At 74.6% G+C, this 22538-nt stretch carries 23 protein-coding genes; 17 read left to right on the forward strand and 6 right to left on the reverse strand.

What is annotated here, in order from left to right; translation table 11 throughout:
- The first annotated feature begins 67 nt into the window (after positions 1–67).
- The 10 genes from ASG41_RS18215 to gcvP all read left to right on the forward strand — a co-directional run bounded on the left by ASG41_RS18215 (position 68) and on the right by gcvP (position 9376).
- Positions 68–694 (forward strand): CDP-alcohol phosphatidyltransferase family protein, encoded by a 627-nt coding sequence (locus tag ASG41_RS18215; protein ID WP_235564904.1) that lies wholly within the window; start codon positions 68–70, stop codon positions 692–694.
- Positions 691–1650 carry a DUF881 domain-containing protein gene (locus ASG41_RS18220; RefSeq protein WP_056298483.1) on the forward strand — a complete coding sequence of 320 codons (960 nt, stop codon included), beginning with the start codon at positions 691–693 and terminating at the stop codon, positions 1648–1650. Before ASG41_RS18215 ends, ASG41_RS18220 begins: the two co-directional genes overlap by 4 nt.
- Before the next feature lie 4 nt (positions 1651–1654).
- Complete coding sequence (locus tag ASG41_RS18225) at positions 1655–1987, forward strand: small basic family protein (protein WP_056298486.1); 333 nt, start codon at positions 1655–1657, stop codon at positions 1985–1987.
- Positions 1988–1997: 10 nt separating this feature from the next.
- Complete coding sequence (locus ASG41_RS18230) at positions 1998–2771, forward strand: DUF881 domain-containing protein (protein WP_082557098.1); 774 nt, start codon at positions 1998–2000, stop codon at positions 2769–2771.
- 77 nt (positions 2772–2848) lie between these two features.
- Complete coding sequence (gene gcvH, locus ASG41_RS18235) at positions 2849–3253, forward strand: glycine cleavage system protein GcvH (RefSeq protein ID WP_056298488.1); 405 nt, start codon at positions 2849–2851, stop codon at positions 3251–3253.
- Positions 3254–3524: 271 nt separating this feature from the next.
- Positions 3525–4043 carry an FHA domain-containing protein gene (locus tag ASG41_RS18240; protein ID WP_082557099.1) on the forward strand — a complete coding sequence of 173 codons (519 nt, stop codon included), beginning with the start codon at positions 3525–3527 and terminating at the stop codon, positions 4041–4043.
- The gene (locus ASG41_RS18245) at positions 4040–4834 is read left to right on the forward strand and encodes a MerR family transcriptional regulator (RefSeq protein ID WP_056298494.1); all 795 of its coding nucleotides are present in this window, start codon (positions 4040–4042) and stop codon (positions 4832–4834) included. Before ASG41_RS18240 ends, ASG41_RS18245 begins: the two co-directional genes overlap by 4 nt.
- Positions 4835–4984: 150 nt before the next feature.
- Complete coding sequence (locus ASG41_RS18250; RefSeq protein ID WP_056298496.1) at positions 4985–5476, forward strand: bifunctional nuclease family protein; 492 nt, start codon at positions 4985–4987, stop codon at positions 5474–5476.
- Positions 5477–5697: 221 nt separating this feature from the next.
- Positions 5698–6264, forward strand: a complete 567-nt coding sequence (locus tag ASG41_RS18255; RefSeq protein WP_056298498.1) for a MerR family transcriptional regulator — start codon at positions 5698–5700, stop codon at positions 6262–6264.
- A 112-nt stretch (positions 6265–6376) separates the two neighbouring features.
- Positions 6377–9376 carry an aminomethyl-transferring glycine dehydrogenase gene (gene gcvP / locus ASG41_RS18260; RefSeq protein WP_082557100.1) on the forward strand — a complete coding sequence of 1000 codons (3000 nt, stop codon included), beginning with the start codon at positions 6377–6379 and terminating at the stop codon, positions 9374–9376.
- A gap of 17 nt (positions 9377–9393) precedes the next feature.
- On the opposite strand, the gene ASG41_RS18265 is transcribed toward gcvP, so the two are convergent.
- Both ASG41_RS18265 and ASG41_RS18270 read right to left on the reverse strand, forming a co-directional pair.
- Positions 9394–9783: a universal stress protein gene (locus tag ASG41_RS18265; protein WP_056298501.1), complete on the reverse strand. Its 390-nt coding sequence runs from the start codon at positions 9781–9783 to the stop codon at positions 9394–9396.
- A gap of 52 nt (positions 9784–9835) precedes the next feature.
- Positions 9836–11275 (reverse strand): CitMHS family transporter, encoded by a 1440-nt coding sequence (locus ASG41_RS18270; RefSeq protein WP_056298505.1) that lies wholly within the window; start codon positions 11273–11275, stop codon positions 9836–9838.
- Positions 11276–11453: 178 nt separating this feature from the next.
- Between ASG41_RS18270 and ASG41_RS18275 the strand changes: the two genes are divergently transcribed.
- Positions 11454–13088: an ATP-binding protein gene (locus tag ASG41_RS18275; protein WP_157519522.1), complete on the forward strand. Its 1635-nt coding sequence runs from the start codon at positions 11454–11456 to the stop codon at positions 13086–13088.
- Positions 13085–13762 (forward strand): response regulator, encoded by a 678-nt coding sequence (locus ASG41_RS18280; protein ID WP_056298507.1) that lies wholly within the window; start codon positions 13085–13087, stop codon positions 13760–13762. The genes ASG41_RS18275 and ASG41_RS18280 overlap by 4 nt, the downstream gene beginning before the upstream one ends.
- On the opposite strand, the gene ASG41_RS18285 is transcribed toward ASG41_RS18280, so the two are convergent.
- On the reverse strand, positions 13744–15204 hold the full coding sequence (locus ASG41_RS18285) for an aminopeptidase P family protein (RefSeq protein ID WP_056298510.1): 1461 nt from the start codon (positions 15202–15204) through the stop codon (positions 13744–13746). The two genes, ASG41_RS18280 and ASG41_RS18285, sit on opposite strands and share 19 nt — an antisense overlap.
- A 69-nt stretch (positions 15205–15273) precedes the next feature.
- On the opposite strand from ASG41_RS18285, the gene ASG41_RS25540 reads away from it, so the two are divergent.
- The gene (locus tag ASG41_RS25540; protein WP_082557101.1) at positions 15274–15543 is read left to right on the forward strand and encodes a tetratricopeptide repeat protein; all 270 of its coding nucleotides are present in this window, start codon (positions 15274–15276) and stop codon (positions 15541–15543) included.
- Positions 15540–15965: a VOC family protein gene (locus ASG41_RS18290; protein WP_056298513.1), complete on the forward strand. Its 426-nt coding sequence runs from the start codon at positions 15540–15542 to the stop codon at positions 15963–15965. The genes ASG41_RS25540 and ASG41_RS18290 overlap by 4 nt, the downstream gene beginning before the upstream one ends.
- 2 nt (positions 15966–15967) lie before the next feature.
- Here the strand turns inward: ASG41_RS18290 and coaA are convergent, their stop codons facing one another.
- The gene (gene coaA / locus ASG41_RS18295) at positions 15968–16930 is read right to left on the reverse strand and encodes a type I pantothenate kinase (RefSeq protein ID WP_056299057.1); all 963 of its coding nucleotides are present in this window, start codon (positions 16928–16930) and stop codon (positions 15968–15970) included.
- A 90-nt stretch (positions 16931–17020) separates the two neighbouring features.
- Between coaA and ASG41_RS18300 the strand changes: the two genes are divergently transcribed.
- Positions 17021–17857, forward strand: coding sequence for a GNAT family N-acetyltransferase (locus ASG41_RS18300; RefSeq protein WP_056298517.1), 837 nt, complete (start codon positions 17021–17023; stop codon positions 17855–17857).
- 7 nt (positions 17858–17864) lie between these two features.
- On the opposite strand, the gene ASG41_RS18305 is transcribed toward ASG41_RS18300, so the two are convergent.
- On the reverse strand, positions 17865–18752 hold the full coding sequence (locus tag ASG41_RS18305) for a serine hydrolase (RefSeq protein ID WP_162245582.1): 888 nt from the start codon (positions 18750–18752) through the stop codon (positions 17865–17867).
- A 67-nt stretch (positions 18753–18819) separates the two neighbouring features.
- Complete coding sequence (locus ASG41_RS18310; protein ID WP_056298520.1) at positions 18820–19353, reverse strand: YbhB/YbcL family Raf kinase inhibitor-like protein; 534 nt, start codon at positions 19351–19353, stop codon at positions 18820–18822.
- 105 nt (positions 19354–19458) lie between these two features.
- Between ASG41_RS18310 and ASG41_RS18315 the strand changes: the two genes are divergently transcribed.
- Positions 19459–20178, forward strand: a complete 720-nt coding sequence (locus ASG41_RS18315; protein WP_056299062.1) for an HAD family phosphatase — start codon at positions 19459–19461, stop codon at positions 20176–20178.
- On the forward strand, positions 20175–22538 hold the full coding sequence (locus ASG41_RS18320; RefSeq protein ID WP_056298523.1) for a glycoside hydrolase family 65 protein: 2364 nt from the start codon (positions 20175–20177) through the stop codon (positions 22536–22538). The genes ASG41_RS18315 and ASG41_RS18320 overlap by 4 nt, the downstream gene beginning before the upstream one ends.

A 22538-nucleotide genomic window follows, 5' to 3' on the forward strand; every position in this document is an offset into this window, starting at 1 on the left:
GACCCGGGTGCGGGCACTAGCCTGGTCGCCGGCAGCACGGGGGAGCTGGGGAGTGGGTGGGGACGGCGTGACGCGGGCGGACGGACGGTCGGGGGACGCAACGGTCCCGGCACCCTCGCGGGACGAGCTGGGCGACCGGGTGCTCACGGTGCCCAACGCCCTCTCGGTGCTGCGCCTGCTCGGGGTGCCGCTGTTCCTCTGGCTGCTGCTGGGCCCGCAGGCCGACGGCTGGGCCGTGGTCGTGCTGATGGTCTCCGGCGTCACCGACTGGGCCGACGGCAAGCTCGCCCGGGCTCTGGGCCAGTCCAGCCGGCTCGGGGCGCTGCTGGACCCCGCGGCCGACCGGCTCTACATCGTGGCCACCCTGGTCGCCTTCGTCCTCCGCGACGTCGTCCCGCTGTGGATCGTGGCCGCACTCGTCGCCCGCGAGGTCGTCCTGGGGGTCGTGCTGCTCGTGCTGCGCCGGGCCGGGTGGCCGCCGCTGCAGGTCCACTACCTGGGCAAGGCCGCCACCTTCATCCTGCTCTACGCCTTCCCCCTGCTGCTGCTGGCCGCCGGCACCGGCTGGCTCGCGCCCGTCGTCGCCCCGCTGGCCTACGCGCTCACCGTCTGGGGATCCGCGCTGTACCTGCTGGCCGGCGTGCTCTACGTCGTCCAGGCGGTCGGGCTGCTCCGCCAGGGCCGCACCGCGTGAGCGCCCCAGCGCCGCCGCGCCCCCCGGGCCGGTCACTGGGTTCCTCGCTGCTGGACCAGGTGCTCGCCGAGACCGTCGACCCCGCCTACGCGCGGGCCGCCGAGGCCAGGCGGGCCCGCGCCGAGACCGCCGCGGCCAGCGGCTCCGCGCCGGTCCCCGAGCGCGGCCGACGCCGGGGGCAGGCCCTGGTCGCCGTCACCATGGTCCTGGCCGGCCTGCTCGCCGCCCTGACCTACTCCGAGGCCTCCTCGGGCGCCGAGGGCCGCGAGGAGATCCGCGAGGCGCTCATCGCCGACATCGACCGGGAGTCCGCCGTCACCGACGACCTGGTGACGTCGCTGACCGACCTGCAGGGCGAGGTGACCGCCGCCCGCGACGAGGCGCTGGCCGCCAGCTCCGTCGGCCAGCAGGCGCTGGCCCGGCTGGCCGCGGCCGAGGCCGGCGCCGCCGCCTCGCCCGTCCGCGGGCCGGGGCTGCTCGTCACGCTGGGCAACCCGCTGCCCTCGGCCGACGAGGACCCGGTGGGCGGGACCGGCACCGACGACCCCACCGCCGTGGTGCTGGACCGGGACCTGCAGCTGCTGGTCAACTCGCTGTGGGCCGCCGGCGCCGAGGCGATCAGCATCGACGGCCAGCGGCTGGGCCCCACGACGGCCATCCGGCAGGCCGGCGGGGCGATCCTGGTCGACTTCCGCCCGGTCAGCAGCCCCTACGAGGTGCTCGCCGTCGGCGACCCCGACCAGCTCAACAACGGCTTCCTGCGCTCCCCGGAGGCCACCTACCTGGCCAGCCTGGAGATCTCTTACGGGATGGTCTTCACCTTCGGCCGTGCCGACGACCTCGCCCTGGCCGGCGCCAGCAGCACCGAGCTGCGCGAGGCCGGTGTCGTGCCCGAGCCCACCGCGGCACCCGGCGACCCCGCCCCGGCGCCCGCCACCGACGAGGACGGAGACTGACCCGGTGATCCCCATCCTCGGCCTCGCGGTCGGCGTGGTGCTCGGCCTGCTGCTGGACCCCAACGTCCCGGTGTGGCTGCAGCCCTACCTGCCGATCGCCGTCGTCGCCGCGCTCGACGCGGTCTTCGGCGGCATCCGCGCCCGCTTCGACGGGATCTTCGACGCCAAGGTGTTCGTGGTGTCCTTCGTGTCCAACGTCGTCGTCGCCGCGCTGATCGTCTTCCTCGGCGACCAGCTCGGCGTCGGCGCGCAGCTGTCCACGGCCGTCGTCGTCGTCCTGGGGATCAGGATCTTCGGCAACGCCGCGGCCATCCGCCGGCACCTGTTCCGGGCGTGAGGGCGGCCCGGTGAGCGAGCAGCAGGTGGACCGGCCCGACGACACCGCGGCCGCGGCTGCGGAGCCCGAGCAGTCCCCGTGGCGCCGGTGGCGCTCGGGACGACGGGACCGGCTGGCGGCCGCGCTCATCGGCGTGCTGACGCTGCTGCTGGGCTTCGCCTTCGCCGTCCAGGTGCGCAGCACCGACGCCGACGGCACCTACGCCGGGGCGCGCGAGGAGGACCTGGTCCGCATCCTCGACGAGGTGAACGCCCGGGAGGACCGGCTGCGCGACCAGATCGCCGAGCAGCGCGCGGCCCTGGAGCAGCTGACGAACTCCGACAGCCAGGCGGCCACCGCACTCAGCGAGGCCGAGCAGCGGGCCACCGCGCTGGGCATCCTCAACGGCACCATCCCCGCCCAGGGCCCCGGGATCACCATGACCATCACCGACCCGGCGGGGGAGGTGTCGGCGGCGGTGCTGCTCAACGTGGTCCAGGAGCTGCGCGGCGCGGGTGCGGAGACCATGCAGGTCGACGGGGTGCGGATCGGGGTGTCCAGCGCGGTGACCGGTGACCCCGGCGCGCTGCAGATCGACGGCGAGGACCTGCAGGCCCCCTACGAGGTGGTCGCCATCGGGTCGGCCCAGGACCTGTCCGTGGCCATGCAGATCCCCACCGGGGTCAGCTCCACGGTCCGCGGCAAGGGCGGCGACGTCCGGATCGAGCAGTCGGACCTGGTCGTCGTCGACGCGTTGCGGGTGCTCGACGACCCTCAATACGCTGACCCCGACGACGGCGACTGACACCGGCCCACGCCCCGCGTGGACCGCGACCCGGCACCCGGGCCCGCCGCAACCCCCTCACCTCCAGGAGACCCCTCGTGAGCACGCCTGACGACCGCCGCTACACCGACCAGCACGAGTGGGCCCAGGTCCAGGGGCCCGCCGGGGCCGCCACGGTGGTGCGGATCGGCATCACCGACCACGCCCAGGACGCCCTGGGCGACATCGTCTTCGTGCAGCTGCCCGAGGTCGGCGAGGAGATCGCCCCCGGCACCGCGATCGGCGAGGTCGAGTCGACCAAGAGCGTGTCGGACGTCTACGCCCCGCTGGCCGGCACCGTGAGCGCCGTCAACGGCGCCCTGGCCGAGACCCCGGAGACCGTCAACTCCGACCCGTACGGGGAGGGCTGGCTGATCGAGATCGAGGTCACCGGCGACGACGGCGACCCCACCGAGCCGCTGCTGGACGCCGCCGCCTACCAGGCGCTCGTCGAGCAGGGCTGACGGCCCGCCGTCCCCGTCCCGGGTGCGGCGATCACTATGCTCGGACCCGCCGGTCGGCAAGACCTCGACGACCGGCGCGCACCACCGGGTGGGGGCAGACCCTCACCCTCCAGGTCCGGTTGACCCTCGGGTCGGCCGACTGGTTCCATGACCCCGGCCCGCCCGCTCCTGCGGCGGCCGACCCACGGCGGGCCACCCGGCCCACCGTCCGCCGGCCGGCCGCGGCCCGAGAGGGACGCGGCGGCGCCGCCTGCTCACCGGAGGAGAACCCGTGCACTGCACTCGTTGTGGACACCAGAACCCCGAGGGCAGTCGCTTCTGCGCGCAGTGCGGCTCCGCCCTCTCTCCCGAGCGCGTCGGTGAGTCCACCAGCGTGATCCCCAAGGTCGGCGGTGAGGACTCCGGTGAGCAGGCCGAGGTCGTCGAGTCCCCGGCCGACGCGCACGCCGGTGCCGTCGAGTCCCTGCCCGCGGGGTCGGCGCTGCTGGTCGTCAAGCGCGGCCCGAACGCCGGCAGCCGGTTCCTCCTGGACCAGGAGGTCACCACCGCCGGTCGGCACCCCGACAGCGACATCTTCCTCGACGACGTGACCGTGAGCCGCCGGCACGTGGAGTTCCACCGCGAGGGCGGCGGCTTCACCGTGCACGACGTCGGCAGCCTCAACGGCACCTACGTCAACCGCGAGCCGGTCGACGTCGCCTCCCTGGCCGGCGGTGACGAGGTCCAGATCGGCAAGTTCCGGCTCGTCTACCTGACCGGGCCGCGCACCGGCGAGCCCGCCTCGTCGTGACCGCGGCGCCCCGGCCCGAGCCGGACGCCGACACCCAGCCCCGGTTCACCATCGGCGAGGTCCTGGCCAGCGTGCGCGGGGAGTTCCCCGACGTCACGATCTCCAAGATCCGCTACCTCGAGGGCGAGGACCTGGTCCACCCGCAGCGGACGCCGTCGGGGTACCGCAAGTTCTCCACCTCCGACGTCGCCCGGCTGCGCTTCGTGCTGGCCGCGCAGCGGGACCAGTACCTGCCGCTGCGCGTCATCAAGGAGCACCTGGACGCCCTGGACCGCGGGGAGCCGCTGCCCGACGGGACCACCCGGGTGACCGGCCAGCCCCCGGTCCCGGCGTCGGCCCCCGACCCCGACCCGGAGCCGACGCCCGTGGGCAGCGGCGCCGAGGCCGCGGTCGACGACGTCGCGGCCGGGGAGCCGATGTCCCCCGAGGACTTCGGGGCCGCCGCCGGGCTCGACCCGGTCCAGCTGGCCGACTGCGTGCAGTACGGCCTGCTGACCCCCGACGCCCAGGGGCGCCACCCGGTCGCCGACCTGCCGATCGCCAGCGCGGCCGGTGGCCTGGCGCGGCACGGCATCGAGGCCCGGCACCTGCGGGTCTACCGCAGTGGGGCCGAGCGGGAGGCCCAGCTGCTCGAGCAGGTCGTGGCACCGGGCCTGCGGGCCCGCTCGGAGGAGGCGCACACCCGCGCCGCCGAGCAGCTGCGCGACCTCGCCGCGCTGTCGGCCCAGCTGCACACCGCGCTGCTGGAGTCCCGGCTGCGTGACGTCCTCGGGGAGCCCCTGGCCGACTGAGGCGGGCGTACCGTGTCGCCGTACGGACGGTGACCCGGACGCCCCTCCCCGGGGTCCCGGCGGCACCGGCCCGGACAGACCAGACGACACCCGCCGACGCCGGGCCGCACACCGCGGCCGCCGTCGGCACCACGCGGGAGGAGCCACACCGTGCAGGAGCTGCGAGTCGTCGGTGTCCGGGTCGAGCTGCCCGGCAACCAGCCCATCCTGCTGCTGAAGGAGACCCAGGGGGAGCGTTACCTCCCGATCTGGATCGGCGCGGTCGAGGCTGCCGCCATCGCCTTCGAGCAGCAGGGCGTCCGGCCGGCGCGGCCGATGACGCACGACCTGCTGCGCGAGGTGGTGACCGCCCTGGGCGCGAGCCTGGAGGCCGTGCACATCACCGAGATGCGCGACGGCATCTACATCGCCGAGCTGGTCTTCGGGGACGAGCGCACCGTCAGCGCCCGCCCCTCGGACGCCGTCGCCCTGGCCGTGCGGACCGGTGCCCCCATCTACGGCGCCGAGCAGCTGCTCGACGAGGTGGGCATCGAGATCCCGGACGAGCAGGAGGACGAGGTCGAGAAGTTCCGCGAGTTCCTCGACCAGATCAGCCCCGAGGACTTCGAGGCCGGCTCCGGCGGTCCGGGCACCCAGTCCTGACTGGCGGTGACCGTGTGACCACGCACCGAGGGTCCGCAGGTCACGGTCCGGTCACCCTCTCGGGTGAGCTGCTCGACACGCCGTCGCCCTCGGTTGACCGCCCCTGGGCACGGGCCTAGGTTCGCAGAACGACCCCGGTGTGACTCACACGGATGTGACTCACGGGTTGCGCGACACCAGCCCCGACCACGGGGCGGACGCACCACGAGGAGGACGCTGACGTGAGCGATCAGAACAGCGGGCAGGGCCAGCTGTTCACCGACGCAGCAGTCGGCGCACCCTCCTACGACGAGGCCGACAGCGAGGCCTTCGGCTACCGCGGTCCCACGGCGTGTGCCGCCGCTGGTATCACCTATCGGCAGTTGGACTACTGGGCGAGAACAGGTCTGGTCTCCCCGTCGGTCCGCACCGCCACCGGGTCGGGCACCCAGCGCCTCTACAGCTTCCGCGACATCCTCGTCCTCAAGGTCGTCAAGCGACTGCTGGACACCGGGGTCTCGCTGCAGAACATCCGCAAGGCCGTCGACCACCTGCGTACGCGGGGGGTCAAGGAGCTGTCCAACATCACGCTGCTCTCCGACGGCGCGACCGTCTACGAGTGCACCTCCGCCGAGGAGGTCGTCGACCTGCTCGCCGGCGGCCAGGGCGTGTTCGGCATCGCCGTGTCCGGTGCGTTGCGCGAGCTGTCCGGTGAGCTCGCCGAGCTGCCCGCCGAGCGCATCGACGGGCGCACGCTCGACGCCGACGACGAGCTGTCCGCCCGCCGCCGCCGTCGCGCCACCGCCTGAGCCACACCCTCCCGAGAGCCCCCGCCGGCAACGGCGGGGGCTCTCGTGCGTCCAGGCCCCACGCGCCCGTTCCGTCACCGGCCGGACGCGCTCCGCTGGTAGCGTCTGAGCAGTGGCTGACCGCACCAGCAATGCCTCCGTACCGCTGACCGGGTCGTTGCCCCCGCTCACGGACCTGCAGCCGCGAGGGGCCTTCGCCGCCCGGCACATCGGCCCCCGGCCGGCCGACACGCAGGCGATGCTCACCGCCGCCGGCCACGACTCGCTGGCCTCCCTGGTGGACGCCTGCGTGCCCGAGGTCGTCCGTGACCGCGCCGCCCTGGACCTGCCCGCGGCGCAGGGCGAGGCCGAGGTGCTCGCCGCCCTGCGGGAGCGCGCGTCGGCCAACGAGGTGTTCACCTCGATGATCGGCCTGGGCTACTCCGGGACGACGACGCCGGCGGTCATCCAGCGCACCATCCTGGAGAACCCGGCCTGGTACACCGCCTACACGCCCTACCAGCCCGAGATCAGCCAGGGCCGGCTCGAGGCCCTGATCAACTTCCAGACCACGGTGGCCGACCTCACCGGGCTGCCGGTGGCCGGCGCCTCGATGCTGGACGAGTCCACCGCGGCCGCCGAGGCGATGACCCTGGTCCGCCGGGCCGGCCGCGCGAAGGTCGACGCCGTCTTCGTCGTCGATGCCGACACGCTGCCGCAGACCCTCGCGGTGCTGCAGACCCGGGCCGAGCCGTTGGGAATCGGGCTGCACGTTGCCGACCTGTCCGCCGGCTGGCCCACCGACCTGCCCGAGGCCGGCGCCTTCGGCGTGCTGCTGGCCTTCCCGGGTGCCTCTGGCGCGGTCCGCGACCACCGGGCGTTGGCTGCCGCCGCGCACGAGGCCGGTGCGGCCGTCGTCGTCGCCGCGGACCTGCTGGCGCTCACCCTGCTGGAGGCACCGGGGGAGTGGGGCGCCGACGTCGCCTGCGGCACCACCCAGCGCTTCGGCGTCCCGATGGGCTACGGGGGCCCGCACGCCGGGTACCTCTCGGTCCGCGAGGGCCTGGCCCGCCAGCTCCCGGGGCGGCTGGTCGGCGTCTCCGTCGACGCGGACGGCGACGTCGCCTACCGGCTGGCGCTGCAGACCCGCGAGCAGCACATCCGCCGGGAGAAGGCCACCAGCAACATCTGCACCGCGCAGGTGCTGCTGGCGGTCATCGCCGGTGCCTACGCCGTCTACCACGGCCCCGAGGGCCTGGCCGCGATCGCGGCGCGTACGCACCGCAGCGCCACCACGCTGGCCGGCTGGCTGCGCGCCGGCGGGGTCGACGTCGTCCACGAGCACTTCTTCGACACGGTGCTGGCCTCGGTGCCCGGCCGCGCGTCCGAGGTCGTCGCCGCGGCCGCCGCGCAGCGGGTCAACCTGCGCCGGGTGGACGCCGACACGGTCGCGGTGGCCTGCGACGAGACGACGTCGGTGGACACCCTGCGGGTCGTCGCCGGGGCGTTCGGCGTCGCCGCCGGCGACCTGGACGACGCCACCGAGGCGCTGCCGGGTGCCCTGCGCCGGACCACGCCGTACCTGACGCACCCGACGTTCTCGGCGCACCGCAGCGAGACCGCGATGCTGCGCTACCTGCGCTCGCTGAGCGACAAGGACCTGGCGCTGGACCGGACGATGATCCCGCTGGGCTCCTGCACGATGAAGCTCAACGCCGCCACCGAGATGGCCGCCATCACCTGGCCGGAGTTCGCCGGGCTGCACCCGTTCGCGCCCGTCGAGCAGGCCCGCGGGTACGGCCAGCTGATCGACGAGCTGTGCACCGGGCTGGCCGAGATCACCGGCTACGCCGCGGTGAGCGTGCAGCCCAACGCCGGGTCGCAGGGCGAGTTCGCCGGCCTGCTGGCCATCCGCGGGTACCACCACTCCCGCGGCGACGAGCAGCGCGACGTCTGCCTCATCCCGTCCTCGGCGCACGGCACCAACGCCGCCTCCGCGGTCATGGCCGGCATGCGGGTCGTCGTGGTGGCCTGCGACGAGGCGGGCAACGTCGACGTGGCGGACCTGCGGGCCAAGGTCGACCAGCACGCCGAGCGGCTGGCCGCGCTGATGATCACCTACCCCTCCACGCACGGGGTGTTCGAGACCGCGGTCGGCGACATCTGCGCCGCGGTGCACGACGCCGGCGGTCAGGTCTACGTCGACGGCGCGAACCTCAACGCCCTGGTCGGGCTGGCCCGCCCGGGCCGGTTCGGCTCCGACGTGAGCCACCTGAACCTGCACAAGACCTTCTGCATCCCGCACGGTGGTGGCGGCCCCGGCGTGGGCCCGATCGGCGTCCGGGAGCACCTGGTGCCCTTCCTGCCCGGCCACCCGCTGGTCGAGACCGGCGGCACCGGTCCGGCCGTCGCCGGGGCCCCCTTCGGCTCAGCCGGCATCCTGCCGATCTCCTGGGCCTACCTGCGGCTGATGGGTCCCGACGGGCTGACCCGGGCCACCGAGCACGCCATCCTGGCCGCCAACTACGTCGCCGCCCGGCTGCGCGAGCACTACCCGGTGCTCTACACCGGCGCGGAGGGCCTGGTCGCCCACGAGTGCATCCTGGACGTCCGGGGGATCACCAAGGCCACCGGCGTCACCAACGACGACATCGCCAAGCGGCTGGTCGACTACGGCTTCCACGCCCCGACCATGAGCTTCCCGGTCAACGGCACGCTGATGGTGGAGCCCACCGAGAGCGAGGACCTGGGCGAGCTCGACCGCTTCGTCGACGCGATGATCGCCATCCGCGGGGAGATCGCGAAGGTGGAGTCCGGGGAGTTCGACCGGACCGACAACCCGCTGCGCAACGCCCCGCACACGCTGGCGATGCTGGCCCGCGACTGGGACAAGCCGTACTCGCGGGAGACCGCGGTCTACCCGGTGCCGGGGCTGGTCGGCCGGTCCTACCTGTCCCCGGTCCGCCGGATCGACGGCGCCTACGGCGACCGCAACCTGGTTTGCTCCTGCCCGTCCCCGGAGGCCTTCGAGGACGTCGAGCCGACTGCCGTGCCGAAGGCCGACGCCGACCCGGAGGGCGTGGGGGAGACCGAGACCGCCGGCGTCGAGCGGGAGCCCGTCGCCCAGGCCTAGGCCGGCTCAGCGCGGGGTCAGCCCGGGGTCTTCACCGTGACCACCGGGCAGTGTGCCTCGGCGATCACCCGCATGGCGTTGCTGCCCAGCAGAAACTTCATGGTCACCGACCGGCGTCGCACCGGCAGCACCACCATGTCCGCGCCCTCGGACAGGGTGATGAGCGCCTGGGCGACGTCCTCGGGCTGCTCGTGGAGCACGTAGTCCACCCCGGCAGCGGCGGTCGCGGACTCGATGAGGTCCCGGGTGGCCACCGACAGGTGCACCGGTGCGCTGGGGGTGTCCCCGGTGCTGGGCACCAGGACGGCGGTGGTCTGCAGCCGGCGGGCCCGCTTCAGGCCCCAGGTCAGGGCGGCGCTGCCTTCGGGACGGTCGTTGACGGCGATGACGACGGGTGCGGGGGTCACGGTCTCTCCTGGGTGCTCGTGCTCGGGTGTGTGGGTGTGCCTGGGCCGGCCGTCACGCTCGGAAGGGGACGACGCCGATCAGCAGCGCGACGGCCAGCATCGACAGCGAGCACAGCGCGGCCCGCCAGATGACCTTCTTGTGGTGGTCGGCCAGGTCGACTCGGGCCAGCGAGATCAGCAGCAGCATCGCGGGGACCAGCGGGCTGGTCATGTGCACCGGCTGGCCGATGATCGAGGCGCGCGCCATCTCGACCGGGGTGATGCCGTAGTTGGCCGCGGCCTCGGACAGGATCGGCAGCACGCCGAAGTAGAAGGCGTCGTTGCTCAGGAAGAACGTCAACGGCATCGACAGCACACCGGTGAGGACGGCGAAGTACGGCCCCCAGCTCTCCGGGACGACGTCGACGATCCAGCCGGCCATCGCGGTGTCCATGCCGGTGGCCGAGAGCACGGCGACCAGCACGGCGGCGGCGAACACCATGGAGACCACGGCGACGATCGAGGACGCGTGCTCCTTGATCCGCTCGGCCTGCTCGGCCGGGCTGGGGAAGTTCACCAGCAGGGCGATCGCACTGAAGACCATGAAGACGAAGAACAGCGGGACCAGGTCCAGGCCGAGCAGCACCAGCAGGGCGACGGTGAGCGAGGCGTTGAACCACAGGAGTCCCGGCCGCAGGCTGGCCCGTTCGGGATCCAGGCCGGTCGCGGCGGGGCCGTCGGCGTCCTCGGGGGTGGTGGGGACGTCGTCGGCCTCGCTGTCGTCGTCGCCGCCCGCCGGGCGCGCCACCGGACGGCGTCCGCCACCGGGCCCGCCGGTGCGGAACGCGCCGACCCCGGCGAGCTCCTGCTCACGGACCTCGGTGAGGGAGATGCCCCGCTTGGCGAGCCTGCGCCGCTCGCCCAGGCCCATCAGGACCGACAGCAGCAGTACCATCGCGAACCCGGCGACCATGCTGGGCACCATCGGGTTGAACAGCTCGGTGGGGGAGACGTCCAGCGCCGTGGCCGCCCGGATGGTGGGCCCGCCCCAGGGCAGGATGTTGAAGACGCCGTTGGCCAGGTTCGCCGCGACGGTCAGCGTCACCGGGGACAGCCCCAGCCGCAGGTAGATGGGCAGCATGGCCGAGACGGTGATGATGAACGTCGTCGAGCCGTCGCCGTCGAGGGAGACCACGCCGGCCAGCAGGGCGGTGCCCACGACCACCCGCACCGGGTCGTCACCGCAGACCCGCAGGATGCCCTTGATCAGCGGGTCGAAGAGGCCCACGTCGATCATCAGGCCGAAGAAGATGATCGCGAAGAACAACAGCGCCGCGGTCGTGGCGAACCCGCCGACCTGTTCCTCCACGGCGTCACCGAGGTCCGACCCGGCACCCGCGACGATCCCGAAGACCACCGGGACCAGGATCAGGGCGACCACCGGCGAGAGCCGCTTGGTCAGGATCAGGGCCATGAACACGGCGACCATGCCGAATCCGAGAAGTACGAGCATCGTCGCTCCATCCGATCTGGACGGGCCCGGTGTGCGGGCCCCCGCCGACCCGACCGGTCGCGGTGGTCCGACGCTAGGAGGGGTGGCGTGCGTCACCGGGCTTGCGCGCGCAGAGATCGGTTGTCCGCGATGACCTCGTTGTGCTCGTTGTGCGCAACGAGCCGGGTAGCCTCCGGTGGTGGATCCCCGCCGGTGGACGTTCACCCGGCAGACCCTCGCCGTCCTGGTGCTGCTGGTCACGGCGGTGCTCGTGGTCGCTCTCGGCGGCTCGGCGGTCGTGCTGCAGCGGCAGGCCGACCAGAACGCCGGGCAGGTCGCCCTGGCCCTGGCCCGGGCGGTGGCCGAGGACGAGGTCGTCCGGGCCGGTGCCGCCCGCGCCAGTGACGCGCCGGCACCCGCCGACGACGCGGCCCGCGCCGACCTCGTGGACGGACCGGTGCAGGCGGCCGCGGAGGCCACCCGGCGGCGCACCGGTGCCTTCTTCGTCGTCGTCACCGACGCGCGGGGGCTGCGCCTGTCCCACCCCGAACCCGAGCGGCTCGGGCTGCCGGTGAGCAGCGACCCCTCCGTCGCCCTGGCCGGGGGAGAGGTCGTCGAGGAGGGCACCGGCACCCTCGGGGAGGCGGCCCGCGCCAAGGTGCCGGTCCGGGCCCCGGGGCAGGACCGGGTGGTCGGTGAGGTCAGCGTCGGCGTGCCCGCCGTCGAGGTGGACCGGCTGGCCCGGGACGCGACCCTGCTGGCGACCGCCACGGCCGTGCTGGCCCTGCTCGGCGGGGTCGCCGGTGCGGTGCTGCTGGCGCGCCGGCTGCGGCGGCTGACCCACGGCGTGGAACCCGAGGAGCTGGGCGCCCTGCTGCAGGGCCACGAGGCGGTGCTCCACGGCATCGGGGACGGCGTCGTCGCGGTCGGCCCGGACGGCCGGGTCGTGCTGGCCAACGAGGAGGCGGTGCGCCTGCTGGGCCGACCCGTCGGCGCCGGGGACACGACCGGGGACTGGCCCGCGGCGCTGCGGCGGCTGGTGGCCGACCCCGACCCGGTCGCCTCGCTGACCGTGCTGGGCGACCGGGCCCTGCTGTGCTCCTCCCGACGGGTCCAGCGCGACGGGCGGGCACTGGGGGTGGTCCTGACACTGCGTGACCGCACGGACGTGGAACTGTTGACCCGCCAGCTCGACGCGGTCGCCGAGGCCGGGACCGTGCTGCGCGCCCAACGACACGAGTTCGCCAACCGGCTGCACCTGGTCGCCGGCCTGCTGGACGCCGGCGCCGGCGCGGAGGCCGCCGAGTACGTGCACACGTTGCTGGGCACCGGACCGCTCGGCACCGCCGTCGAGGGACTGGACGCCGTCCGGGACCCCTACCTGCAGGCATTCGTCGCGGCCAAGGCCGCACACGCCCGCGAGGGCGGGGTGCAGCTGCGACTGGGCGGGGTGGCCGTCCCGGGTCGGCTCACCGACCCGGTCGACGTCACGACGGTGCTGGGCAACCTGGTCGACAACGCGGTCGCCGCCCTGGCGGGCCGCACCGGGGGGGTGGTCGAGCTGGACCTGGTCCAGGACGGGGACACCCTGGTGCTCGCGGTCGCCGACAACGGACCCGGGGTCCCCGCCGAGCTCGGCGACCGGGTCTTCGAGTCCGGGGTGACGGGCCGGCCCTCCGGTGAGGGTGGCATCGGGCTCGGTCTGGTCCGCCAGGTGGCCCGGGCGCGGGGCGGTGCGGCGCGACTGGCGTCGGCCGGTGGCGACGGCGAGCTCGGCGGCGCGGTGTTCGTCGTGGAGCTGCCCGGGGTGCTGGAGAGGGGAGCGGGCCGATGACCGACCTGACGGTGCTGGTGGTCGACGACGACTTCCGCGTGGCCGAGCTGCACGCGCGGGCGGTGGCCGGGGTGCCCGGCTTCGTCGTCGCCGGGCAGGCCGGGACACGCGCGGCGGCCCGGGCGGCGGTGACCGCCCGGCGGCAGTCCGGCGCAGCCCCCTACGACCTGGCGCTCGTGGACCTGTACCTGCCCGACGGGTCGGGGCTGGGGCTGCTGCCCCAGCTGGACTGCGACGCGCTCGTGCTGTCGGCGGCCACCGAGCTGCCCACCTTCCGCGCGGCGCTGCGCGCCGGGGCGCTGGGCTACCTGGTGAAGCCCTTCCCCGAGCGGGTGCTCCAGTCCCGACTGCGGGCCTACGCCCGGTACCGCCGGGTCGTCGACGACGCCGTCGACCTGGACCAGGAACTCGTGGACGCCGCGCTGCACGCGCTGCGCGGGGACGGCGGCAGCGTGACGCGATCGGCGTCCAGCGCGACCCGTGACCTGCTGCTGCAGGCGATGCGGACCGCGGGGGAGCCGCAGTCGGCAGCCGACCTGGCTGCGGTGACCGGGGTGTCCCGGGCGACCGCGCAGCGTCACCTCGCGGCGCTGGACGCCGACGGGCGGCTCGAGCTGGAGCTGCGGTACGGCAGCACCGGCCGGCCCGAGCAGCGCTACAGCCCGCGCGGCTGAGTGCCGGCGTCGGCCATCCAGGCGACCAGCTCGTCGCCGTCGGTGGGCAGGGCGTCCGACAGCACCCGGGCGGCGCCGTCGGTGACCACCAGGTCGTCCTCGATCCGCACCGCCAGCCCGCGCAGCTCGTCGGGCACGGTGCGGTCGTTGACCTGGAAGTAGAGACCCGGCTCCACCGTCAGCGCGTGGCCGGGCTGCAGGGTGGTGGCCAGGTACTCGGCGCCGTCGACGCGGGCGCAGTCGTGCACGTCGAGGCCGAGCAGGTGGCTGGTCGAGTGCAGCGTGTACCGGCGGTGTGCCCCGGCGCCGGGCCGGGCGAGGTCGGGGTGCAGGGCGTCGTCGGCGGACCAGGCGGTGACCCCCCAGCGGTGCAGGTGGTCGGCCAGCACCCACTGCGCGGCGGCGTGCGCGGCCAGGAAGGCGTTGCCGGCCCGCACCTCGGCGATGCCGGCCAGGTGCGCCTCGCGGACGGCGTCGTAGACCCGCCGCTGCACCGGCGTCCAGCTGCCCGACACCGGCATGGTCCGGGTGACGTCGGCGGTGTACAGCGACGTCGTCTCCACGCCCATGTCGGCCAGCAGCAGCTGTCCGGCCACGATGTCGCCGTCGACGGGGGCCCAGTGCAGCGAGGTGCCGTTGGCCCCGGCCGCGACGATCGAGGAGTAGCCGACGTCGTTGCCCTCGAACCGGGCCCGGCGCCAGAAGGTGCCCTCCAGCCAGCGCTCGCCGCGCCGCCCGTCGCCGGCGAGCAGTCCCGGCAGCTCGGCGACGACGTCGGCGAACCCGCGGGCGGTGGCCGCGCACGCCTCGGCGAGCCGGTCGACCTCCCAGGCGTCCTTGACCGCGCGCAGCCGGTCCACGGTCAGCTCCAGCTCCCGGGAGGCGGCCCCGGGCAGCAGGGCGTCGACGTCGGCGTCCACCCCGGCGAGCAGGCGCACCGGGCCCGGCCGGCCGGCCAGGTCGGCGGCCAGGTCGGTGCGGGGGCGCACGGCGACGGCGAGCCGCCGCGCGGTCGGCTCGGCGCCGGGGACCCCGCCCACCCACAGCGCGCCCTCGCGGCGGTCGGTGACGTAGGTCAGCGTCCCCGGGCCGGCCGAGGGCGGCAGGAAGACCGTGGCGCCGTCGGCGTCGAGCACCAGCACGGCACCCTCGGCCTGGTCGCCGGTCAGCCAGGTGTAGGCGCTGGCCGGCCGGAAACCGAAGACGGTGTCGTTGGCCCGCACCGGCGCCGTCCCGGCGGGGACGACGACGGTGCCGGCGCCCAGCGCGGCCAGCAGCCGGGCGCGGTGGTCGGCGGCGGCCTCGGCGGCTCCGTCGACGGCGGGGTGGGCGACGACGGGTTCGGGGCCCCACCCGTCGGCCAGGGTGGTCTGGACCCAGGGCCCGAAGGGCTGGTCGTGCGGGGCGCGGCGGGTGGCGGCGTCGGCGGGCAGCTCGCTCATGGGACCAGTCTGCGGTCCGGTGGGCCTGCGGGCCGCAGGGGGTGACGAGGCAGCGGGCCGGCTGCCAGGATCGTCCCGTGGCGGACTTCGACTGGTCTCCGGCAGCGGGAGGCCGTGGGGTTCGCCGTCGGCGCGCTGGCCCCGCACCTCACCCGGTACCGGCGCTCGCTGGAGGCCTACGCCGAGGAGCTGCGGGCGCGGTGGAGGTCGCGCAGCACCGCGACCTCCGCACCGTGGTGCACCAGCTCCCGGGGCCCACAGCGCGGACACCCGTGTCCCGTCCACGCCCGGCGCGAGGCCGCGACTGTCGGGGGGTCGTGCCAAGGTGCCGTGACATGAGACCCGTCGTCACCCTGCTCACCCTCGGCGTCACCGACCTGCCCCGGGCCCGCGCCTTCTACGCGGCCCTCGGCTGGCGGGAGTCCAGCCAGTCCCAGGAGTCCATCGCCTTCCTGCAGGGCGTGGGCACGCACCTGGCGCTGTGGTCCCGCACCGAGCTGGCCGCCGACTCGGAGGTGACCCATGACGCCGGCGGCTGGGGCGGGATCACCGTGGCGCACAACGTGGGCTCCCCGGCCGAGGTCGACGCCGTGCTGACCGAGGCGGTGGCCGCCGGCGGACAGCTGCTGCGCGAGGGGGCGGCCACCCCGTGGGGCGGGTACAACGGCGTCTTCGCCGACCCCGAGGGGCACCGCTGGGAGATCGCGCACAACCCGTTCTGGCCGCTGGCCGAGGACGGCACCTCCCAGCTGCCGGACTGAGCTCAGAGCTTGCGGAGCAGCACCTTGCGCACGGAGTGGTCGGAGGCCTTCTGCAGGACCAGCCGGGCACGCGACCGGGTCGGGGCGATGTTGGTCCGCAGGTTGGGGCCGTTGGTGCCCGCCCAGATGCCGCGCGCGGTCTGGGTGGCCTCCTCGTCGGTCAGGTCGGCGAAGCGGTGGAAGTAGGCGGCCTCGTCCTGGAAGGCCGTGCGGCGCAGGGCGTGGAAGCGCTCGACGTACCACTGCTCGACGTCGGCCTCGGCGGCGTCCACGTAGACGGAGAAGTCGAAGAAGTCCGACAGGAACACCTCGGGCACCCGGCCGTCGGTGCGGCTGCCGGCCTGCAGCACGTTGAGGCCCTCGAGCACCAGCACGTCGGGGGAGTCGACGAGCTGACGGCGGTCGGGCAGGACGTCGTAGGACTGGTGGGAGTACAGCGGGGCGGACACCTCGCCGCGTCCGCTCTTCACGTCGGCCAGGAAGCGCAGCAGCGCCCGTCGGTCGTAGGTCTCCGGGAAGCCCTTGCGTCCGAGCTGGCCACGGGCCTCGAGGACGGCGTTGGGGTGCAGGAACCCGTCGGTGGTCACCAGGTCGACCCGCGGGGTGTCCGGCTGGGCGGCGAGCAGGGCCTGCAGCAGCCGGGCCGTGGTGCTCTTGCCGACCGCGACGCTGCCGGCGACGGCGATGACGAAGGGCACCTTCGCCGTGCTGGCGCCCAGGAACTCCGACTGCGCGGCCCACAGCCGGCGGCTGGCCGTCACGTGCAGGGCGAGCAGCCGGGCCAGCGGCAGGTAGACGGTGTTGACCTCGTGCAGGTCGATCCGGTCGCCGAGGGAGGCCAGCTCCTCCAGCTGGGCCGCGTCCAGGGGCAGGTCCTGCCCGGCGGCGAGCGCCCGCCACTGGGCTCGGTCGAACGCCGCGTAGGGCGAGGGGTGGCTCCGTGGTCCGACCGTCACGGAACACATGGTGCCGTCCGGCTCGCGCGGACCCCCCGCCCGGGTCACCGTGGGGTCCTCCCGGCGGACGCCGGGCCCTCGCGCGTCTAGGGTGCGGGTGTGTCGACGCGTCCCGGGGTCCTGGACCGCATCGAGCGCTACTTCGCCCTGTCCCCGCTGCCGGACTCCCCGGTGAGCCGGATCGGCGCCCTCGACGTCCCGCTGGGTGCCCCCGAGTGGCCGCACCCCGCGCGCCCGCACCCCGGTGGTGGTCCTGTGCCGCTGGCCGACGTGGAGGCCGCGCTGGCCGCCCAGGAGGCCGCGGACCTGCCGCAGGCGCTGGAGTGGTTCGCCGAGCGGAACCCGGGCCTGGGCCAGGCCGCCCGGCAGGCCGGGCTGGTCGTCGACGAGCTGCCGCTGCTGGTGGCCGTCGACACCCTGGAGGTCATGCTCCCGCCCGGCGTCCGGTACTTCCTGATCGGGGCCGACGACCCGCAGCTGGCGACCTACCAGCGGCTGGCCCAGCTCGCCTTCGCCGCCCCGACGGGCCCGCTGGCCCCCGACGAGCCGGTCACCACCTCCACCGGGGTCGCCCCGGAGCGGCTGGTCGACCCCCCGCAGCCCACCTCGGTGCTGCGGGAGCGCATCGCCGCCGGCCGCACCGTGATGATGGTGGCCGTCGAGGACGGCGAGCCGGTCGCGGTCGGCTCGCACCAGCCGGTCGACGTCGACGGCGCCGAGGTCAGCGAGATCGTCGGGGTGGCCACGCTGCCCCGCTTCCGGGGGCGCGGCCTGGGCGCCGGCCTGGCCTCCACGCTGGTCGAGCACGCCCGGGAGACCGCCGAGCTGGTCTTCCTCTCCGCCGGGGACGACGACGTGGCCCGGGTCTACGAGCGGGTCGGCTTCGCCCGCGTGGGGACGACGTACGTCGCCGAACGTCCCGTCGAGGGCTGCTGAGCGCGCCTCAGCGCAGCAGGGCGGCCGCGGCGGCGTCGAGCCCGGCGATGGCGACGTCCCAGCCGGTGGTGGCCGGGACCTCACCGAGCAGCACGACGACCGTGTCGTCGACGTAGCCCACCGAGTGCAGGTGGCGGGTGTCGGCGACGCAGCACATCCAGCCCTGCTTGGCGGCGGTGCCGGGGGTGTCCTGGGCGAGCAGGCCGAAGGACTGGTCGAAGCCGTCGGCGCCCAGTGGGGTGGCCATGGACAGCCAGAACCGCATGGTGGTGGCGTCCTCGGGGTGCGCGGTCACCGGGAGCGCGGCGAGGAAGCGGGCCATGTCGCCGGCGGTGGTGACCGTCTGACCCCACTGGCCGAGTTCGGCGGGCGGGGCGGTCGAGGTGAGCCCGTAGCGGGCTGCGCCGTCGCGGACCATCTGGTCGGCGCCCCACCGCTCCCACGCGGTGTTCATCGCCGGGTCGTCGGAGGTGATGAGCATGCTCATCAGCAGCTGGCGGTCGGCGGTGGTGAGCGTCAGCGCCCCGGTGCGCGCCCGGTGGAGCACGTCCTCGACGACGAGCAGCTTGACCAGGGAGGCCGAGTAGGTCGGGCGGTCCGCGGCGGCGTTGCCCACGGGGGCGGGGGTGCGGTCGGCCAGCGATGCCCGGGCGGACTGCACGGGGGCCACCACCACGGCCAGCGTGCCGCCGGTGCCGCTGGGGGCCAGGGCCTGGGCCCACGCGGCGTCGGCGGCGTCCACCGAGGACGCGCTCCGGGTCTGTGCCTGCGCGGGGCCGGCCGTGAGGCCGACCAGGAGGGCCACGACGACCGAGACCGCCAGGAGGAGGGGCCGGGACGCCGAGAGCCCAGGCTGCGCCGACGGGTCGGGTCGCAGGTCCTGGGCTCGGCGCATGCACCGGGGTTACCCGGTGCTCAAGCGTTCACACAGTCCGGCTGTGCGACCGCCCGGTGACGCGGGGTCAGCTCACCTCGAAGGTCGGGACCAGGACGGCCCGGGCCAGGGTGTGGCTGAACAGGTTGAAGCCCAGGAAGGCCGGCGTGGCGTCGGCCGGCACACCCAGGTCGTCGGTGTCGAGGGCGTGCACGACCACGTAGTACCGGTGCGGGCCGTGACCGGCCGGGGGAGCGGCACCCACGAACCCGGCGAAGCCAGCGTCGTTGCGCAGCTGGACGGCGCCTTCCGGGAGCCCGCCGTCCGCGGCGCCGGCGGCCAGCTCGGTGACCGAGGCCGGGATGCCGGCGACGGCCCAGTGCCAAAAGCCGCTGGCGGTCGGGGCGTCGGGGTCGTACACGGTGACGGCGAAGCCCCGGGTGCCCTCGGGGAACTCCGACCAGGACAGCTGCGGGGAGCGGTCCTCGCCGTCCAGGCCCATCTTCCCGCTGACCTGCTCGCGGCCCAGACCGACGCCGTCGCTGACGTCGGTGCTGGTCAGCGCGAACTCGGGGACCTGGGGCAGGAAGTCGTAGGGGTCGGGCGGGGTGGGACGGGTCATGGGGGTGCTCCTCCAACAGCGGGTGGGTCGTGCCCAACCTAGGAGCCTGGTCACCCCGGCGCCCTTCGAGAGGTCGGGGTGATCACCGGGCCGTACGGTCGTCGCGTGCTGGGACTCCCTGACGCCGTCCGCGCGTGCCTGTTCGACCTCGACGGTGTGCTCACGCAGACCGCGAAGGTCCACCAGGCCGCCTGGAAGCGCACCTTCGACGACTTCCTCCGCTCGCGCGACCCGCAGGCCGCGGAGTTCAGCGACGCCGACTACAACTCCTACGTGGACGGCAAGCCACGTCGGGACGGCGTCCGCGACTTCCTGGCCAGCCGGGGCATCGAGCTGCCGGAGGGCTCCGCCGACGACGGGCCCGACGCCGCGACGGTGGAGGGCGTGGCCACGCGGAAGAACGAGCTGGTCCTCGCCGAGCTCGACGAGCACGGCGTCCAGGTCTACGAGGGCTCGATGCGCTACCTGCGCGCCGCCAAGGAGGCCGGCCTGCCGGTCGCCGTGGTCACCGCCTCGGCCAACGGCGAGGCCGTCATCGCCGCCGGCGGGTTCGCCGACCTGGTCGACGCGCGCATCGACGGCGTCGTCACGGCCCGGGAGGGGTACCGCGGCAAGCCCGCGCCGGACACCTTCCTGGCCGGCGCCCGCGCGCTGGGGGTCCAGCCGTCGGAGGCCGTCGTCTTCGAGGACGCGCAGTCCGGCGTCGCCGCCGGGAAGGCCGGGCACTTCGGCTTCGTCGTGGGCGTGGACCGCGTGGGTCAGGCCGACGCGCTGCGCGCGCACGGCGCCGACGTCGTCGTGCAGGACCTGGAGGAACTGCTGTGACCGAGGGGCGCGCGCACTTCCCGATCGAGCCCTGGTCGCTGACCGAGGTGGGCATCGACCACGACAGCCTGGCCGTCAACGAGTCGGTCTTCGCCCTGGCCAACGGGCACATCGGCATGCGCGGCACGTTGGAGGAGGGGGAGCCCTCCGTCGTCCCGGGCACGTACCTCAACGGGTTCTTCGAGGAGCGGCCGCTGCCCTACGCCGAGGCCGGGTACGGCTTCCCCGAGGAGGGCCAGACCGTCGTCAACGTGACCGACGGCAAGCTCATCCGGCTGCTGGTGGGGGACTCCCCGCTGGACCTGGACTACGGCGAGGTGCAGTCGCACCGCCGCACCCTGGACCTGCGCGCCGGCGTCCTGCGGCGCACCACCGTGTGGCGCTCGCCCAACGGGCGCACCGTGGAGGTCACCAGCACCCGGCTGGTCTCCCTGACCCGCCGCTCCATCGCCGCCATCGAGTTCTCGGTGCGCTGCGTGGACGACAAGGGCGACCTCTACGTCGCGATCCAGTCCGACCTGCTGGCCAACGAGCTGGTGGAGAACGCCGGGTCCGAAGACCCGCGCGCCGCGGCCGCGCTGAGCAAGCCGCTGCAGGGCGAGCTGCACGTCGGGCGTGGCCGGCACGCCGTCCTGGTGCACCAGACCAGGACCTCGCGGCTGCGGATGGCCGCCGGCATGGACCACGACGTCGAGGTGCCCGACAGCGCCAGCGAGGACCTCGAGGTCTCCCCGGACCTGGCCCGCTACACGCTGGCCGCGCGGCTGCCCGCCGGCTCGAAGCTCCGGCTGGTGAAGTACCTGGCCTACGGCTGGTCCTCCCGCCGGTCCTCACCCGCCGTCCGCGACCAGGTCGAGGGCGCCCTCTCGGTGGCCAAGCTGGCCGGCTGGGACCGGCTGGTCCGCGAGCAGCGCGACCTGCTGGACCAGCACTGGGCGCAGGCCGACGTGGTCATCGAGGGCGACGACGAACTGCAGCAGGCCGTCCGGGTCGGGGTCTTCCACGTCCTGCAGGCCGGGCTCCGCGCCGAACGGCAGCCCATCCCGGCCAAGGGCCTCACCGGCCCCGGATACGACGGGCACACCTTCTGGGACACCGAGACCTACGTGCTGCCGGTGCTCACCTACACCGCCCCCGAGGCCGTCCGGGACGCCCTCATGTGGCGGCACTCGACGCTGGACCTGGCCCGCGAGCGCGCCCGCGTGCTCGGCCACGAGGGTGCCGCGTTCCCGTGGCGGACCATCCGCGGTGAGGAGACCAGCGGCTACTGGCCGGCCGGCACCGCGGCCTTCCACGTCAACGCCGACATCGCCGACGCCGTCGCCCGGTACTACGCGGCGACCTTCGACGACACCTTCGACGAGCAGTTCGGCGTCGAGATGCTGGTGGAGACCGCCCGCCTGTGGGCCTCGCTGGGCCACTTCGACGACGGGCGCGGCTTCCGCATCGACGGCGTCACCGGCCCCGACGAGTACACCGCCGTGGTCGACAACAACGTGTACACGAACCTGATGGCGCAGAAGAACCTGCGCGAGGCCCGCGCCGCGGCCGCCCGGCAGCCCGCCGTCGCGGCCCGGCTGAAGGTCACCGACGACGAGCTGGACCTGTGGGGCCGGGCCGCCGACGCCATGCGCATCCCGTTCGACGACGAGCTGGGCGTGCACCAGACCAGCGAGCACTTCACCCGGCACCAGGAGTGGGACTTCGAGGGGACCCCGCCGGAGAAGTACCCGCTGCTGCTGCACTTCCCCTACTTCGAGATCTACCGCAAGCAGGTGGTCAAGCAGGCCGACCTGGTCATGGCGCTGCACCTGCGCGGGGACGCCTTCACCCCCGAGCAGAAGGCCCGCGACTTCGCCTACTACGAGGCGCGCACGGTGCGGGACTCTTCGCTGTCGGCGGCCCAGCAGGCCGTCGTCGCCGCGGAGACCGGTCACCTGGAGCTGGCCTACGACTACTGGGGCGAGGCGGCGCTGACCGACCTGCAGAACCTGCACGGCAACTCCGGGCACGGCCTGCACATCGCCTCGCTGGCCGGGGGCTGGACGGTCGCGGTCGCCGGGTTCGGCGGGATGCGGGACCACGGCGGCACCCTGTCCTTCGCGCCGCGGCTGCCCCCTCGGCTGACCGCACTGTCCTTCCGGGTGGTCTTCCTGGGCCGCTGCCTCACCGTCCGCGTCACCCAGGAGACGGCGACCTACCGGCTGGTGCGGGGGGAGTCGCTGACGATCACCCACCACGGCGAGCAGGTGCAGGTCACCGGCGAGGAGCTGGTGCTGCCCGTCCCCGAGCTCGGCCCGGTCGAGCCGGTGCGGCAGCCGGCGCACTGCGCACCCCGCCGCCGGGGCCGTCCCGCCTGA

It is taken from the genome of Modestobacter sp. Leaf380 (assembly GCF_001424485.1).
Taxonomy (GTDB): domain Bacteria; phylum Actinomycetota; class Actinomycetes; order Mycobacteriales; family Geodermatophilaceae; genus Klenkia.

Bases quoted from the DNA above. Each gene is read 5' to 3' on its own strand.
- ASG41_RS18270 (WP_056298505.1), bottom strand. From the start codon at position 11,275: ATGCTCGTACTTCTCGGATTCGGCATGGTCGCCGTGTTCATGGCCCTG.
- ASG41_RS18280 (WP_056298507.1), top strand. From the start codon at position 13,085: ATGACCGACCTGACGGTGCTGGTGGTCGACGACGACTTCCGCGTGGCC.
- ASG41_RS18285 (WP_056298510.1), bottom strand. From the start codon at position 15,204: ATGAGCGAGCTGCCCGCCGACGCCGCCACCCGCCGCGCCCCGCACGAC.
- ASG41_RS18290 (WP_056298513.1), top strand. From the start codon at position 15,540: ATGAGACCCGTCGTCACCCTGCTCACCCTCGGCGTCACCGACCTGCCC.
- coaA (WP_056299057.1), bottom strand. From the start codon at position 16,930: ATGTGTTCCGTGACGGTCGGACCACGGAGCCACCCCTCGCCCTACGCG.
- ASG41_RS18305 (WP_162245582.1), bottom strand. From the start codon at position 18,752: ATGCGCCGAGCCCAGGACCTGCGACCCGACCCGTCGGCGCAGCCTGGG.
- ASG41_RS18310 (WP_056298520.1), bottom strand. From the start codon at position 19,353: ATGACCCGTCCCACCCCGCCCGACCCCTACGACTTCCTGCCCCAGGTC.